The sequence below is a fragment of the Kitasatospora sp. NPDC051170 genome (assembly GCF_044455705.1).
GTDB lineage: Bacteria > Actinomycetota > Actinomycetes > Streptomycetales > Streptomycetaceae > Kitasatospora.
The window spans coordinates 161,329-176,806 of sequence record NZ_JBITFA010000011.1; the positions used below are offsets into that span (position 1 = coordinate 161,329).

At 73.9% G+C, this 15,478-nt stretch carries 16 protein-coding genes and 1 tRNA gene; 10 read left to right on the plus strand and 7 right to left on the minus strand.

The features are described 5' to 3' along the window. Window positions 1-5 precede the first annotated feature (5 nt). Entirely contained in the window at window positions 6-827 is an 822-nt protein-coding gene (locus ACIBCA_RS23340; protein WP_396284886.1) for a hypothetical protein, read from the minus strand. A 246-nt stretch (window positions 828-1,073) separates the two neighbouring features. On the opposite strand from ACIBCA_RS23340, the gene ACIBCA_RS23345 reads away from it, so the two are divergent. The 4 genes from ACIBCA_RS23345 to ACIBCA_RS23360 all read left to right on the plus strand — a co-directional run bounded on the left by ACIBCA_RS23345 (window position 1,074) and on the right by ACIBCA_RS23360 (window position 3,268). Next, the gene (locus tag ACIBCA_RS23345; protein WP_396284887.1) at window positions 1,074-1,289 is read left to right on the plus strand and encodes a DUF4287 domain-containing protein; all 216 of its coding nucleotides are present in this window, start codon (window positions 1,074-1,076) and stop codon (window positions 1,287-1,289) included. A gap of 55 nt (window positions 1,290-1,344) precedes the next feature. Then, a tRNA-Met gene (locus ACIBCA_RS23350) sits at window positions 1,345-1,418 on the plus strand. A gap of 222 nt (window positions 1,419-1,640) precedes the next feature. Beyond that, window positions 1,641-2,183 (plus strand): HEAT repeat domain-containing protein, encoded by a 543-nt coding sequence (locus ACIBCA_RS23355; protein ID WP_396284888.1) that lies wholly within the window; start codon window positions 1,641-1,643, stop codon window positions 2,181-2,183. A gap of 86 nt (window positions 2,184-2,269) precedes the next feature. After that, window positions 2,270-3,268, plus strand: a complete 999-nt coding sequence (locus tag ACIBCA_RS23360; RefSeq protein WP_396284889.1) for a TIGR01777 family oxidoreductase — start codon at window positions 2,270-2,272, stop codon at window positions 3,266-3,268. Here the strand turns inward: ACIBCA_RS23360 and ACIBCA_RS23365 are convergent. Then, entirely contained in the window at window positions 3,265-3,849 is a 585-nt protein-coding gene (locus ACIBCA_RS23365) for a MarR family winged helix-turn-helix transcriptional regulator (protein WP_396284890.1), read from the minus strand. The two genes, ACIBCA_RS23360 and ACIBCA_RS23365, sit on opposite strands and share 4 nt — an antisense overlap. Before the next feature lie 65 nt (window positions 3,850-3,914). Between ACIBCA_RS23365 and ACIBCA_RS23370 the strand changes: the two genes are divergently transcribed. Beyond that, on the plus strand, window positions 3,915-4,694 hold the full coding sequence (locus ACIBCA_RS23370; protein WP_396284891.1) for a class I SAM-dependent methyltransferase: 780 nt from the start codon (window positions 3,915-3,917) through the stop codon (window positions 4,692-4,694). A 66-nt stretch (window positions 4,695-4,760) separates the two neighbouring features. On the opposite strand, the gene ACIBCA_RS23375 is transcribed toward ACIBCA_RS23370, so the two are convergent. Further along, a complete protein-coding gene (locus ACIBCA_RS23375; protein ID WP_396284892.1) occupies window positions 4,761-5,486 on the minus strand; it encodes a class I SAM-dependent methyltransferase in 726 nt (241 codons plus the stop codon). Between the two features lie 249 nt (window positions 5,487-5,735). Between ACIBCA_RS23375 and ACIBCA_RS23380 the strand changes: the two genes are divergently transcribed. The 5 genes from ACIBCA_RS23380 to ACIBCA_RS23400 all read left to right on the plus strand — a co-directional run bounded on the left by ACIBCA_RS23380 (window position 5,736) and on the right by ACIBCA_RS23400 (window position 9,459). Then, window positions 5,736-6,248 carry an Imm50 family immunity protein gene (locus ACIBCA_RS23380; RefSeq protein WP_396284893.1) on the plus strand — a complete coding sequence of 171 codons (513 nt, stop codon included), beginning with the start codon at window positions 5,736-5,738 and terminating at the stop codon, window positions 6,246-6,248. Beyond that, window positions 6,241-6,642: an Imm50 family immunity protein gene (locus tag ACIBCA_RS23385; protein ID WP_396284894.1), complete on the plus strand. Its 402-nt coding sequence runs from the start codon at window positions 6,241-6,243 to the stop codon at window positions 6,640-6,642. Before ACIBCA_RS23380 ends, ACIBCA_RS23385 begins: the two co-directional genes overlap by 8 nt. Window positions 6,643-6,787: 145 nt before the next feature. Then, on the plus strand, window positions 6,788-7,045 hold the full coding sequence (locus ACIBCA_RS23390) for a DUF6221 family protein (protein ID WP_396284895.1): 258 nt from the start codon (window positions 6,788-6,790) through the stop codon (window positions 7,043-7,045). 417 nt (window positions 7,046-7,462) lie between these two features. Beyond that, window positions 7,463-8,734: a HEAT repeat domain-containing protein gene (locus ACIBCA_RS23395; RefSeq protein ID WP_396284896.1), complete on the plus strand. Its 1,272-nt coding sequence runs from the start codon at window positions 7,463-7,465 to the stop codon at window positions 8,732-8,734. Between the two features lie 8 nt (window positions 8,735-8,742). Next, window positions 8,743-9,459, plus strand: a complete 717-nt coding sequence (locus ACIBCA_RS23400) for a hypothetical protein (RefSeq protein WP_396284897.1) — start codon at window positions 8,743-8,745, stop codon at window positions 9,457-9,459. 53 nt (window positions 9,460-9,512) lie between these two features. On the opposite strand, the gene ACIBCA_RS23405 is transcribed toward ACIBCA_RS23400, so the two are convergent. The 4 genes from ACIBCA_RS23405 to ACIBCA_RS23420 all read right to left on the minus strand — a co-directional run bounded on the left by ACIBCA_RS23405 (window position 9,513) and on the right by ACIBCA_RS23420 (window position 15,318). After that, window positions 9,513-10,703, minus strand: coding sequence for a GyrI-like domain-containing protein (locus tag ACIBCA_RS23405; protein ID WP_396285016.1), 1,191 nt, complete (start codon window positions 10,701-10,703; stop codon window positions 9,513-9,515). A gap of 246 nt (window positions 10,704-10,949) precedes the next feature. After that, complete coding sequence (locus ACIBCA_RS23410; protein WP_396284898.1) at window positions 10,950-11,543, minus strand: dienelactone hydrolase family protein; 594 nt, start codon at window positions 11,541-11,543, stop codon at window positions 10,950-10,952. An 89-nt stretch (window positions 11,544-11,632) separates the two neighbouring features. Then, the gene (locus ACIBCA_RS23415) at window positions 11,633-12,517 is read right to left on the minus strand and encodes an ABC transporter permease (RefSeq protein ID WP_396285017.1); all 885 of its coding nucleotides are present in this window, start codon (window positions 12,515-12,517) and stop codon (window positions 11,633-11,635) included. An 11-nt stretch (window positions 12,518-12,528) separates the two neighbouring features. Beyond that, a complete protein-coding gene (locus ACIBCA_RS23420; protein WP_396284899.1) occupies window positions 12,529-15,318 on the minus strand; it encodes an alpha/beta fold hydrolase in 2,790 nt (929 codons plus the stop codon). Window positions 15,319-15,478: the final 160 nt, after the last annotated feature.

The following is a 15,478-nucleotide window of genomic DNA, read 5'->3' on the forward strand; positions in this document are numbered from 1 at the left end:
CATGGCTACCGGCCGGAGGCCCGCCACACCAGGTACTGCCGGCGGACGTAGGGGCGCGGGTCACCCTCGACCCTGACCTGGTCGATCTCGACCAGTTCCTCCGCCGCCGCCACCGCGCCGAACCTCCCCCGCTCGCCCCCGTCGTCCAGGCAGCGCCGGTCGGCCAGCGCGGCGCGGCGCAGCAGGTACTCCCGCCGTACGGGCACCCGCGTCCTGGCGCGCTTCGCCAGTGCGTCGACCTCGCGGGTCTCGGCCCCGATGTCCGGCGCGTCCGCGTACGCCTTCTCGGGCGCGGGCGGGCCCTCCGCCGGTACGACCCACGGTGCCCAGGGCGGCAGCCTCGGGAGCCCGCGCACCCGGAGCACCTCGTTGGCGAACTCGGGCTTCTCGACGGGCAGTCGGTGCTCCCCGAAGACGGCGAACAGTTCGGCCAGCGCCAGCGGGGGCACGCCCGAGTGCGTGTCCTCCTCGGTGACCGGGACGGTGCAGAGGAAGGGGCCCCAGAACCGGCCCTTCGGTTCGGTGAGGCGCAGCCGCAGGGTGAGGTGGCGGCCGTCCCCGTCCTCGTCCTGGGCGAACTCCATCGCCAGCCCGTGCACGTCCACCCAGGCGTAGCGGCGCGGCACCAGTCGCTTGACCAGGGTGATGCCGCTGTCGTCGGCGCGCAGCCAGAAGGTGTGGGGTGCCCCGCAGAACGCGGCGACGCCGATGACGAGCGGGATGAACACGACCAGGAAGGGGTCGACGGCCCGGGTGAGGCCCAGGACCGCCCCCGAACCGACCATCAGCGCGAAGGCACCACCGGCGACTTCGCTCCGCGTCCTCACGGACGCCATCCGCACCGTACGCATCCCGCGCCCCTCCCCGTCGCCGTCTGCCCCCACGCTCCCGGGCCCGCCCGACCCCCGGCAACCGGCTCCGCGAAGCTGTGACACCCCCGTGACGGGGCCGCTCACACCCCGTCGAAAAAATCTTTTCGCCGAATCCGCCCACCACCGATGAGTTTCACCGGGCGCCCCGGTCTACCCCTGTGAAACGACCGAGAAGCATCCCCAGGAAGCAGGAACCCGCTCATGAGCACGCCGACCAAGGGCCCCGCCAGCTACTTCCCGTCCATCGAGAAGAAGTACGGCCGCCCGATCGCGGAGTGGAAGGACCTCCTCCGCGCCTCGCCCCTGGCCAAGCACTCCGAGCTGGTCGCCTGGCTCAAGACCGAGCACGGCCTCGGCCACGGGCACGCCAACGCCCTCGTCGCCCACACCCTCGCCGAGGCCAGGGCCGGCGAGTAGCCGACGAACCGATTTCCCCTTTCGCCCCTCGGTGCCGTAGAGTCTGGTTCACCGACGCGGGGTGGAGCAGCTCGGTAGCTCGCTGGGCTCATAACCCAGAGGTCGCAGGTTCAAATCCTGTCCCCGCTACTGATGAAGGCCGGGTCGACACAGCGCAAGCTGCGTCGGCCCGGCCTTTCTCGTTGGGCCGGCCTCTGTCAGCCGGAAGGACCGTCGACGGACCGTCGACTGGAAGGACCGTCGGCCGGAAGGACCGGGCAGCCTCACGAAACGTGACGCGCCCTTCTCCGGGCCGGTCGATCAGCCCGAAATCCCTTTGCCCTCCCGGCAGTTACGCCCGACACTCGGGCCATGCTCGGATTCCCCCGCACCGACACCGATTCCCTGGTCGCCTACCTGGGCGATCCCCAGCGCACCGTCGGCGCCTACTGGGCGCTGCTGCAGCGCGGCGACGACGCCCTCGACGCCATCCGCGCCGGCCTGTCCCACCCGGACGCCGCCGTCCGCGAGGGGTGCTGCCGCCTCCTCGACCACCTGGTCGACACCGAGTCGATGGACCTGCTCATCGCCATGGCCGACGACCCGGACGCCAAGGTCCGGATCTCCGCCTTCCACGCCCTGGCCTGCGACCGCTGCAAGGGCGACACCTGCGCCCCCGGCGCCGATCTCGTCCTCGACCCCGCCCTGCGCCACCTGGCCACCGACCCCGATCCGCAGGTCCGGCTGCGGGCCGCCGAGCTCGCGGGCAAGTTCGCCCACGTCGACGACCGCGCCCTCGCCGCCCTGCGCACCTCCCAGGCCGAGGACCCGTCCCCGGCCGTCCGCAAGAAGGTCTCCTGGTACCTCCCCGGCGGGACGATCTACGAGCGCACGGCCCCGCGCCCGCTGCGCTAGAGCCCCCGCCACCTCCCCACCCCCACTTTTGAACACGTTCATATGTGCCCTAGGCTCTCCCTCAGCACCAGCGAAGGGGGAACCCGATGAGGATCGTGCTGCCCGGAGGCACCGGGCACGTGGGCAGGCTCCTGCGACAGGAGTGGACCGCCGCCGGCCACGAGGTCGTCGTCCTGACCAGGCGGCCCGGCAGCGCCGACGGCCGGGAGATCCACTGGGACGGCCGCACCCTCGGCCCCTGGGCCGAGGCGGTCGACGGCAGCGACCTCGTGGTCAACCTCGCCGGCCGCAGCGTCGACTGCCGCTACACCCCGGACAACCTCCGGGCCATGATGGACTCCCGCGTCCACTCCACCCAGGCCGTGGGCGAGGCCATCGCCAAGGCCGCCCGCCCGCCCCGGCTCTGGCTCCAGATGAGCACCGCCACCATCTACGCCCACCGCTTCGACGCCCCCAACGACGAGGCCACCGGCCTGATCGGCGGCACCGAACCGGGCGTCCCCCGCTACTGGTCCTACAGCGTCGAGATCGCCGAAGCCTGGGAGCGGGCCCAGGAACAGGCCGACACGCCCCACACCCGCAAGGTCGCGCTGCGCACCTCGATGGTGATGAGCCCCGGGCGGGGCGGCGCCTTCGACCTGCTCCTGCGCATGGCCCGGCTGGGGCTCGGCGGCCCGGTCGCGGGCGGCGGCCAGTACATGTCGTGGATCCACGGCCGGGACCTCGTCCGCTCCCTCGACTTCCTCACCGCCCGCGAGGACCTCAGCGGCCCGGTGAACCTCGCCGCGCCCGGCCCCCTGCCCTACGGCGAGTTCATGCGGGGAGTCCGCAGGGCCTGGGGCGTGCCGGTGGGCCTCCCGGCCACCCGCTGGATGGCCGAACTCGGCGCCTTCGCCCTCCGCTCGGACACCGAACTGCTGCTCAAGAGCCGCCGCGTCGTCCCCGGCCGCCTCCTGGAGGCCGGCTTCGCCTTCGAGCACCCCCACTGGCCCGAAGCCGCCGCCGACCTCGTCCGCCGCATGCGCTCCGGCGAGGTGCGTGCCCCGGCGGCGACCGCCCGGCGGGAATCGTCAGACACGCCCTAGCGAACCGCCCCCTCGATCCGCTGCTGATTCTCGACCAGCCGCAGGCACAGGTGCCGGAACCGCGCGAGGTCCTCCTCGGTGAACCCGTGGAAGACGGCGGACATCGCCCGCCGCGTCGGCTCGCGGAACGCCTCCAGCCACTCCTGCCCGGCCCCGGTGATCAGCACGCGGACCGACCGGCGGTCCTCCCGGTCCTGGACGCGCCGCACCAGCCCGTCCCGCTCCAGGGTGTCCACCAGCCCGGTGACGTTGCGCGAGCTCACCCCGGCCGCCCGCGCCAGCTCCCCGACACTGAGCCCCCCTGCGCCTTCTGCACCCTCTGCGCGCTCCGCACCTTCCCCGCCCGCCGCGCTCAGCCGAGCCAGCACGTCGAGCGCCCCCGCGCTGAGCCCCCGTCCGCCCGCGCCCTGCGACCGCAGGCGGTCCACCGCCTGCGAGGCCGACCGCACGGCCGCGGCCGCCTCCAGCGCCAGTACGCCTTCCCCCACCATGAACGCCTCCATGCTCACCCGGACCCCGCTGTCGTAGAGGAACCCCTCGGGGTCCGCCGCCAGCCTCTGAGATTTATGTACGTCCTTCATAATGAAGCACCACTCTACCCACCCCGAGCCACCACCGCCAGCCCCGGTACGGTTACCTTGATCGAATGGACAAGGACCAACACCCGCTCCACGCCGCCTCGTTCGGTGCGGCCGCCGCCGCGTACGCCGAGCACCGCCCGGACTACGCGCTGGCCGCGGTGCGCTGGGCCCTCGAACCGGCGCCCGGCCCGCGCGTGCTCGACCTCGGCGCCGGTACGGGCAAGCTGAGCGCCACGCTGGTCGCCCTCGGGTGTGAGGTCGTCGCCGTCGAGCCCGACCCGGCGATGCGGGTCGAACTGCACCGCGCGGCGCCGGACGTACGGGCGCTCGCGGGCTCCGCAGAAACGATTCCTCTAGAGGACGCCTCGGTCGACGCCGTCCTCTCCGGCAACGCCATGCACTGGTTCGACATGGCCGTCGCGGGCCCCGAGATCGCCCGCGTCCTCGCCCCCGGCGGCGTCCTCGCGGGCCTGTGGAACCTCCTGGACGACCAGGTCCCCTGGGTCGCCGGCCTCGCCCGGGTCGCCGGCAGCGCCGCCGTCGGCCCCCGCGACACCCCGGCCGCCTGGCGCGCCACCACCGCCGGCCTCCACCTGCCCCCGGACGGCCACCGGGCCCGCTTCGGCTCGCCCGAGCAGGCCGAGTTCCCCCACGGCCAGCGCCGCACCGCCGGCTCCCTGGTCGCCACCCTCTCCACCCGCGCCGGAATGATCGTCATGCAGGACAAGGAGCGCCACGCCGCCCAGGACCGCATCCTCGCCTTCCTCACCGCCCAGCCCGAGACGGCCGAGGGCGAGTTCACCCTCCCGATGGCGACCGGCGTCCTGCGCACCCGCCGCCTCTGAACGCCCGTTGCGCAGGAAGTCGGCCCGCCCGACTTCCTGCGCCATGCGCGACGCGCAACCGCAGCCTCACCCCCGCCGGAACAGCCCCGTCCACAGGAACGGCACCCCGAAGCACTCCGCGTCCGGCGACTCCTCCCGCATCCGCCGCAGTTCGACCTCCTCCAGACCCGAGAAGATCCGCCGCAACTCCTCCGGCGTGTACGCGAGCCCACCCTCCAGGCTGCCCACCCGGTACAGCTCCGCGTCGCCGCGCTCCGAGCCCATCCCGCCCTCCCCCGCCGCGAAGCAGGTCAGCGCGAAGTGGCCGCCGGGCGCCAACAGCCGTTCCAGCAGCGCCGGATAGCCGATCCGCCGGTGCGGCGCCAGGTGGTGGAAGCACCCGGAGTCCACGACCAGGTCGTACGGCCCGTCCAGCTCCCCGGCGGGCAGGGCGAACGCGTCACCGCACAGGAACCGCACCTCGGCGCCGATTTCCGCCGCCCGGTCCCGTGCCCAGGCCACCGCGACGGGCGACAGGTCCACCGCGTCCACGGCGAACCCGCGCGACGCCAGGTACAGGGCGTTGCGCCCCGGCCCGCACCCCAGGTCCAGCGCACGGCCCGGAGCGACCAGCCCCCGCTCGACGTACCCGACCAGGCTCTCGTCCGGCTTCGCCGCGAAGAACGGCACCGGCTTCCCCCGGTCCGCGTAGAACCCGTCCCAGAACCCCTGACCGCCCCCGGCACCCTCGCGCGCGAAGAACCCGTCCAGCAGCGCGAGAACATCCTCGACGGTACGTATCGTCCGGCCCATCCGGCCCCCCTCTCAACTGCCCCGATCCTAGGAAGCGGACCGACGAAAGACCAGGTCAGACCCCATGCACCGAACCCCGCCGCACCCCCCGAAACCCCTCGCCGCAGACGCCCCCGCCCCTCACCCGCGCCCCCTCACCGGCGGCCGCTCCCACTCCCTCCCGGGCCTGCCAAAGGGCCTTCCCGCGCCGCGCCCGCCCTAGAATTCCCACGAATTCCCCGCCACCCCCCACCCCCGAGACGAGCCCCGATGCCGGCCGCCGCCTGGACCGACCTCCTGGTCGGCTCCGACCGCCTCACCGCGCTCTACACCGACCTGCCGCACCTACGCCAACTGCCGCTCAGGTCGGTCCACTTGAGCCCGTACGGCGCCGGCGTGAAGCTGCGCGTCGACCTCCCCCGCTTCCCCGACCGCGCCCCCGCCGCCTGGACCGAGGCCGGCTGCGACCGCCTCGAGGTCCAGCTCGAGTTCATGGCGGTCGCCGAGGACCTCCGGATGCGCGGCACCCCCGACGGCACCGCCGTGGACCTCGCCCTCGCCGACCTCCCCCGCGTCCACGAGCCCCGGATCTCCGTCACCGCCACCGGGCCCGCCGTCCAGCTCTCCTTCACCGCGTACGCCGCGATCAAGGCCGTCCACCTCAACGCCTACCGCTCCACCGACCCCGATCCCGCCACCGCGCCGCGCTGGTTCGTCAGCCCCATGGACCAGCGCCTCCACCGGACGCAGCCGCCCGTCACCTCGAAGGCGTTCCATGGCTGACGTCGACTGGTCCGCCGCCCTGGCCGACCCCGCCCCGGTCCGCGGCGTCCTGGGCTCGCCGCCCCCGCCCCTCACCGACTTCGGCCTCACCTCCGTCCTCGTCGACGAACGCCAGGCCTCCGTCACCCTGCGCTTCTTCGCCTTCCTCGTCCCGTCCGCCGCCGCACAGCTCTGGCAGGAGAGGCGCCACAACGCCGTCGAGTTCACCCTCGTCTGCACCGGCGTGACCGGCTTCGCCGTGGACGGCTGGTCCGGCTACCCCACGACCACCGCCACCCTCACCCCCCGCACCGGCGCCGTCGAACTCGCCGGCCGCGGCAAGCACATCACCTTCACCGCCACCGGCTTCCACGCCGAGGCGCCCGTCGGCCACCTCGCCTCCCGCAGCCAGTGATCCTCGGCGCCGCCACCAGGAACACCCGCCCCACGCCCACACGTTGGGACGGCATGACGATGGACGACGGCCGTACTCCCGACGCGGGCGTCGCCACCTTCCGACACCCCTGCCCGCCTCCCGCGAACGGGCCGACGACCACCCTGTGAACGAACTCCTGGCGTTCATCCACGCCCGTTACGAGGACGACAACCACGCCTACGTCGACATCGCCGAACTCTTCGGCGGGCGTGCCCTGTTGGACAGCCACCTGCCCATGCTCGACCTGATCGACATGCTCGCCGCCGACTTCGAGGCCATGTCGGCCTCCGACCCGCGCCGCCCCGGCCTCGCGTACGCCCTGCGCTCCCTGGCCCAGTCGTACTCCCACCACCCCGAGTACGAGGAGGCGTGGCGCCCTTAGCCCGCGTCCCAGGACCGCGGACGCCCCCACGGCCCCCACCACTTCGGCGTCGGCGGCTCCGCCGCGGCCGAGGTCGGCTGGTCCGGGTGCAGCCCGAGCCGCCGCAGTGCCCCGGCCCGGAAGCGCACGGCGATGGTGCCGTGCCAATGCCCGTCCGCGCCTACGCCGCACATCAGGTCGATCCGCTGGTCCTCGTCCTCGAACGGCCACCAGTCGATCCCCCGGTCACGCAGTCAAAGGCCGATCAGGGAGCCCGGATTGGGGCTGCCCGCGACGTTCGGGAAGCTGAACAGCGTCACCCACTCATCGACGTACGAAGCCTCATCGCCCATCCCGCCATCATGACCCGGCCCCACCCCTCCCCGCCTCCCGATTAACAGTTCGCTCCACGACCACTCGTCCGGGCACAATCCCCCGGTGAACCTCCCTTCGCTGCTCACCGCCATAGAGCAGGCCGACGAACCCGCCGCCCTCGACCTCCTCCTCGACGCCGTACCGGACGGCGAGCTGGACGGCGCACCGGACATCGAACTTGACGGCGAGGACGGCAGCACCCTCCTCCACGCCGCCGCACACGCCGGACTCCCCGAACTCGTCTGGGCCCTCGTCACCCACGGCGCCGACATCACCCACCCCTGGCCGGACGGCACCGACCCCGTCACCTGGGCGGCGGAGCACGGCGCGTACGAGATCCTCTACTCCCTACTCGCCCCCTCCCCCCGCAGCGGCCCCGACACCTACCGCCGCGCCCTCGCCATCGCCCAGGCCCACATCGACGCCGGCACCGACGCCGGAGACGCCGCCACCGGCCCGAACCCCCCGGCCCACCTGGCGATCGTCACCGACCTGGAGGCCCGACTCGGCGTCCACCGCACCCCGGACGAGCTCCTCGCCCGCGCCCTGGTCCACGCCCTCCCCGAGCACGACGACTGGTTCGCCTCCGTCCTCCAACTCACCGTCCGCGGAGGCCAGGAGACCTTCGACTGGGCCCTCGCCACGGCGAGCGACCCCGCCTCCCCCGACCACCGCCGCTTCGGCCTCGACGTCATCAACACCCTGAGCTTCGGCCTCGACGACGACACCATCGACAACGACAGCCAGGATGACGACGAGGAACCCCCCTACACCGCCGAAGCCCTCGCCTTCCTCCGCCCCCTCCTCCACCCCGACCACGGCGAGCAAGACCCGCACGCCCTCCGCACCGCCATCGCCGCCTTCGCCGCCTACTGCCGCCCCGACGAGCTCCCCGCCGTCCTCCCCCACGCCGGCCACCCCGCCCCGGCCGTCCGCCGCAGCGTCGCCATGGCCTTCGTCACCACCGCCGCCGTGCCCCACCCCGAGGTCCTGCCCACCCTCACCCGCCTCGCCGCCGACCCCGACCCCGAGGTCCGCGACACCGCCTTCCACGCCCTCACCGGCCACCCGGCCGACTCCCCCGAGCTGCGCGAAGCCCTGGCCGCCGCCCTCGACGACACCCGCCCCGACGTCTGCCCCGACGCCCGCCTCGAAGCCGCCGCCGCCCTCGCCCTGCGCGGCGACGACCGGGGCCGGGCCGTCCTCGACGAGATCCGCAGCGCCCTCACCAGCCCCCGCAGCCGTACGGCCTCCCGCCTCGACGAGATCGACCGCCTCCTGAACGCCCGCCGCCCGACCGCCCCCGCCACCACCCCCGACAACGCCCCCGCCTGAGGCCCGCCATGCTGCTCCCCACCGTCCCCCGCACCCGCATCCACGGCCCCACCGCCCGCCCGTCCGTCGACACGCCGTTCGGCCCGCTGACCTTCACCACCACCCTCGACGGCACCACCCTCCCGCCCGTGCCCGACCAGCTGTTCCGGCTGCCCGGCGAGGGCCGAACGATCGCCCGCTGGACCACCCACGCGACCACCGTCGAGCTGCTGCTCACCCCGTACGACGCCGACCTCGACCCCGACACCTGGAGCCCCCTCACCGCCGCCCACGCCGCCGTCTGGCGCATCGAGACGCGATCCGCCCTCACCCGCGTCCGCTTCACCGCCGCCCTGCCGCGCCACCTCCCCGAGGACGTCGAGACCTACTGGAACGGCGGCCAGTCCCTCGCCGCCGTCACCGTCGAGGACCACCACACCCGCCTCTCCCTCGGCGGCGACGACGAGGTGGTCCTCTGCGAGGCGGCCGGCAACACCACCCCCCGCCACTGGGCGGCCCTGATCGACGAGGCGTACGAAGGCGCCAACACCACCTGGGGCATCGACTTCGGCGGCGACCACCACGGCATCACCTGGCGCCTGCCCCCGCTCAACCCGGGCGACCGCTGCGAACTCCCCGTCGTCACCGCCTGGACGGACGCGGCCGACGAGACCGAGAACACCTGGTACGCCGTCATGGCCTCCTCCGCCGCCCTCCTCCGCCAGGTCGCCACCACCTGGTCCTGAACACGCGCGTGCGCAGGAAGTCGGCCCCACCGACTTCCTGCGCACGCCCACCCTCACGAAGCGCCGTCGGCCACCCGCTCGACCGGCTGACGCACCACGGTCCTCAGCTTCTCCGGCGCCGTCCGCCGCGGATCGCCCAGGTAGACCTCGTGGTGCAGCCCGGCCGGCCGCAGCCCGTTGGCCGCCAGGTAGCGCTCGTGCAGCTCCTCCAGCAGCGGCCCCTCGTCGTCGTACGGCCCGACGTGCAGCGCCTGCGCGCTGGGCCCCTCGTTCAGGACCAGCCACCGGACCTCCGCGATCGCGGGAGCCCTCTTCTTCGCCAGCGCCGCCCGCCCGGCCTCCTCGACCGCCTCCTCGGTGATCCACTCCGGCAGCCCGATGAGCATCGTCCAGCTCCACGCGTCCTTGTCCCGCACGGTGAACGCCTCGTACGAGTCCGCCCACCAGAGCCCCTCCAGCGGCCCGACCACGAAGTCCCGCCCGGCGCCCTTCTCCGCGAACTTCAGCGTGTACGCCACCGCGTACAGCGCCTCCACGGCCGCCGTGTACGCGGGCGCGGTGTTCGGGTTCCCGCTGCCGTCGACGGCGAGGTACCGCATCTCCGGCACGTCCACCACGGCCCACTCGGTGTTCCTCGGCGCGTAGAACTCCTTCAGCTCCCGCTTGATGTCGTACGGTGCCACGGCCGCACTCCCTCCTCCCCTGGGGGCGCCGCCCATCGACGCCCGGTACCGCTCCAACCACTCCTGCTCGGCGGCCAGTTGGCCGAGCGAGTAGTCGAAGATCGCCCGCACGAACTCCGGGGCGTCCACCTCCGCGTCCGACGCCCGCCGGACGGCCTCCAGACGCTCGGCGAGGGCCCGCGCCCGCCGCCCGAGCGCGTCGAGCAGCTCCTCCGGGTCGACGGCCGGCTGGTTGGCCAGCCCCACCAGCACCCGCGGGAACACCGGATGCGGCTCGGCGATCGCCGCCACCGCCCCCGCCGCACACGCCCGCCGGCCCTCCGCCGTCGCCGCGTACACCTTGCGGCCCTTGCCCCGTACGGGAGTCGCCGCATCGGCCTCGGCGATCAGCCCGCGCTCGCGGAGCTTGGTGAGCAGGTAGTAGATGGAGCTGAACCCGATCTCCGTCCACTCCCGCAGCCCCCGCTCGGCGATCACCTTCTCCAGCTCGTACCCGTGCCGCGGCTTCTCCACCAGCAGGCCCAGCAGCGCCAGTTCGGCGGCGGTCAGCCCCATGTCCATGCGATCCACGGCGGTTATCCTAGCGCTAGAATAGCTGCGCGCGAACCACCAAAGGCCTTCCGGCGCCCGGCAGTTCACACCACCGGGCACCGAAGATCCCTCAAGCGCCCCTCAAACCCCGCAAAGCCGGCCGGAGTCCAGGCCACCGACGCCACCGACCCCGCCTGACCCCGCCCGACCCCGCCCGACCCCAGAAACACCGGAGGGCCGGGAGCACCCGCCCCCGGCCCTCCTCGACACCCCGAACTAGCCCAGCTCCTCCAGGAACGCCAGCGCCGCCGCCCACGCCCGCCCGGCCGCCTCCGCGTCGTAGTCCGGCAGGTCCGCGTCCGTGAACAGGTGCCCGGCGCCCCGGTACCGGTGCACCTCCACGTCCGCCCCGGCCCGCACCATCCGCAGGTACCAGGCGTTCACCCAGTCCTCCGGCTCGAACGGGTCCGGCTCGGCCATGTGCAGCTGCACCGGGATCTCCGTCGACGCGTCCTCCCGCAGGTCGGAGGTGCCGTGCAGGAGCACCAGCCCGCGCGCCTTCTCGTCGGCCAGCGCCAGGTTCTGCGCCACCGCCCCGCCGAGCGCAAACCCCGCGTACACCAGGCCCTCCGCCGACAGCGGCGCGACGGCCGTGACCGCCCGCTTCAGCAGCTCGTCGCTGCCGCCGATCTCCTCCTGGTACGCGCTCGCGGCCTCGTACGCGGTCGTCTCCCCCGTGTCGTCGAAGGTCCGCCCCTCGAACAGGTCCGGCGTGTGCACGGTGTGCCCGGCGGCGCGCAGCCGGTCGGCGGCGGCGTGCACGGCCGGGCGCAGCCCGTGGGCGGAGTGGAAGAGGACGATCTGGGCCACGGTACGGGTCCTTCACCAGACGGAATCAGATGGAATCAGACGGAATCAGAGGCGGTACGCACCAATGATCCCTCACCCCGACCGACCGCCTACGACACCACGTCCTTGCGCGCGAACCCCCGGAACGCCAGCGCCAGCAGCACCACCGCGTACGAGAGCGACACCGACGCCCCCTGTACCATCCCGCCCCACTCCAACTCCGGCTGCAGCGCGTCCGCCCAGGCGTACTGCCAGTGCGCGGGCAGCCACTGCCGCAGGTCGCCGAGCGCGGTGACGGCGTCCAGCACCCCGGTGATGATCGACGCGAACACCGCCCCGCCGACGGCCCCGAGCGGCGCGTCCGTGGCCGTCGACAGCCAGAACGCCAGCGCGGCGATCACCAGTTCGCTCAGGAACACGAAGGCCACCGCGATCGCGATCCGGGGCAGCACCTGCCCGGCCGGCAGGCTGGCCCCGGCGGGCAGCTTGAGATCCCCCCACCCGTACGCGGCGGTGCCGACGGCGAGCCCGATCAGCGGCAGCATCACCACCGCGACGGCCGAGAACAGCAGCCCGACGGCGAACTTGCGGGCCAGCAGCCGCGCCCTGGGCACGGGCGCGGCGAGCAGGTACCGCAGGGACGACCAGCTGGCCTCGGAGGCGACGGTGTCCCCGCAGAACAGCGCCACGGGGATGACCAGCATGAACCCGGTGCCGACGAACAGCAGGGTGACGGCGAAGTTCGCCCCGGAGGCCGTGGCCAGGTCGATGAAGGTGGTGCGGTCCGGCCGCGAGGGCGTGCCGCCGATCTGGAAGGCGGCCAGGATGACGAACGGCATCGCCGCCAGCACCGCGCCGATCACCAGGGTGCGCCGACGCCGCAGCTGCCGCATCGCCTCCACCCGCAGCGGCAGCGTCCGGCTCGCCCTGTAACCCTCCGCATGGTCCGGCGAACCGTGGTCCATCGAACCCTGGCCCGGCGAACCGTGGTCCATCGAGACGGCGCTCACGCCGCACCACCTCCGATCAACGACAGGAACGCGTCCTCGAGCCGCCGCTGCGGCCCCGCGCTCTCCACCGGCACGCCCATCCGCACCAGTTCCGCCAGCAGTTCACTCGCCGCGAGCCCGTCGAGCCGCACCAGCAGCCCGCCCTCGACGGCCTCCGCCGAGCCGACCCCGGCCAGCGCGCCCACCTTCCCGGCGGCCGCCTCCGGGTCGAAGCCGGAGGCCACCCCGATCATCAGCAGCTCCCCGGCCCCGACGATCTCGCTCACGGGCCCGGCCGTGACCAGCCGCCCGCGGTCCATGACCACCAGGTCCGTACAGCTCTGCTCGACCTCGGCCAGCAGGTGGCTGGAGACGATGACGGTCCGCCCGGCGGCCGCGTACCGGATCATCACCTCGCGCATCTCCCGGATCTGCGGCGGGTCCAGCCCGTTGGTCGGCTCGTCGAGGATCAGCAGGTCCGGCATCCCGAGCATCGCCTGCGCGATGGCGAGGCGCTGCCGCATGCCCTGCGAGTAGGTGCGCACCGCGCGGTCCAGCGCCTCGCCGAGCCCGGCGATCGCCAGCGCCTCCTCGTAGTGCGCGTCGGCCTCGGGCCGGCCGGTCGCCTGCCAGTACAGCCGCAGGTTGGCCCGTCCGCTGAGGTGCGGCAGGAAGCCCGCGCCCTCGACGAACGCGCCGACGCGCGACAGCACCGGCGCCCCGGCCTTCACCAGGTGCCCGAAGATCCGGATCTCCCCGGCGTCCGGCCGGATCAGGCCCATCAGCATCCGCAGGCTGGTGGTCTTGCCCGCGCCGTTGGGCCCGAGCAGCCCGAGCACCTGCCCCTGCTCCACCCGGAAGCCCAGCTCCCGGACGGCGTACCGGTCCTGGGAGCCCTTGTAGCGCTTGCTCAGCCCGGTGATCTGCAGCGGCACCCCGGCCAGCTCCGGGTCGAAGTCCCTCCCGCGCGCCGCCCGCCGGCGCCGCAGCCGGGGCACCAGCACCAGCGCGGCCGCCACCAGCACCGCCCCGATCGGCAGCAGCCAGGTCCGCGCGGGCAGCGGCGCCGCCTCGGTGACCAGTTCCTCCACGGTCGGCGCGCTCAGCACCCCGGCCGGCGCGACCTTGTAGACGGCCGGCTCCACCGGCGAGGCGTACGCCAGGTCCGTGGCGGCCAGCACGAGGCGCACCCGGTGCCCGGCGGGGAAGGTGTGGTCGACGGTGGGCAGCGTCACCGTGACCGTCCGCCCGGCGTCCGCGCCGGTCACCCGCAGCGGGGCGGCCAGCTGCTGCGGCAGCACCGACTTCCCGTCCGGGCCGACGTCGTACAGCTTCGCGAACAGCACCGCGTCCGCCCGGTCCGCCGACACCTTCACCGGTACGGTCGGCTGCCCGGTCAGGTGCAGCGCCTTGTCCAGCGGCGCGGAGTCGAAGGCGGCGTTCTGCCCGGGGAAGTCCAGGGACAGCCCGGCGCCCAGCGAGGCGGCCTGGCTGAGCGCGCCGATCCCGGGCAGCGTCGAGATGCCCGGCGGGGCCCCGCCGGGCGGGTTGGCGACGGTCTGCTCGCCGCCGGTCAGCTCGACCGTGCGGCTGCCCGTCCCGCCGAGCCCCGGGTAGTGGTCCGCCGTGGCGCCGCGCAGCACGGCCTGGAAGCCCGTCGAGTCGACCCCGCCGGTCCGGGTCACCCGGAACGCCGGGCCGGTGTCCGTGCTCTCGCCGCCCATGAGGTACCGGTCGAACCAGGCCGTCACCCGGTCGTCCACCCGCGCGCTGGTGTCCGTCCCGCCGTCGTGCCCGCCCGCGAACCAGTCCACCGCGACGGGCGCCCCGTTGGCCGCCACCGCCTTGGCGATGCGGTCCCCCTGGTCGAGCGGGAACAGCGAGTCCTGCTGCCCCTGCACCACCAGCGTGGGCACCTTGAGCCGCCCGGCCACCGAGGACGGGCTGGAGCGCTCCAGCAGTGCCACGGCCTCCGGATCGGCGTGCCCGGCGGTGGCGACCCGGTCGTACATCGCGCACAGCGACTCCAGGAACCGCCCGCAGCCGACCTGCCCGGCCGCCACCCCGGCCCCCGCCGGCTTCGCCCCGCCGCCGCGCGGCGAGCCCCCCGAGGGCCCGAGGTCCCCGGCGGAGCCGGTGGTGAAGAAGATCCCGGCCCACAGCTTCTTGAACACGCCGTCGGCCGCGCCCGAGCCCCGCACGTTCTGCGGGAACAGCGCGTCGGCCAGGTTCCACCAGGTGATCTGGCTGGACACCGCGTCGATCCGGTCGTCGTACGCGGAGGCGAGCAGCGCGATCGCCCCGCCGTACGAGGCGCCGGTGATGCCCACCCGCGGGTCCCCGGCGCCGTCGAGCTGCACCTCGGGCCGCTGGGCCAGCCAGTCGACCAGGTGCTTGACGTCCTCGACCTCGCGGTCCGGCGCGTTCAGCCCGATCTTCCCGCCGGAGCGTCCGAAGCCCCGCGCCGACCAGGTCAGCACCGCGTACCCCTGCCGGGCCAGTTGCTGGGCGCGCTCGCGCTCACCCTCCTTGGACCCGCCGAACCCGTGCGCCAGCAGCACGGCGGGCCGCCGGCCGTCGCCCGTGGTGAAGAACGAGGTGTCCAGCTGGACCTGCTGGGAGCTGCCAGGCGTCTCCGGCATGCTGAGGAAGCGGTCCTCCTCCCGGACGGCCTGCTGACCGCCCGAGGCGACCGTCGCCGTGCCGACCCCGGCCACCGCCACCAGGGCCACGACCCCTGCCAGCACCCTGCGTCTGACGGACGTACCCCGGCCGCGCAAGCGACGCCACGCCCCACCGAACTCCATGACCGTTGATCGTATCGGCCACCACGGTAGGCACCCGATAAGGCCCCGAAGCCCGTCCACGAACTCCCCCGGGCGGAAGCCCGGGAACGGGCCCCGGGCCGATGTCCGCTTCACCCCGTAACGCCCGGGTATCGTACGGCTCACGCCCACCCCGAGAAGG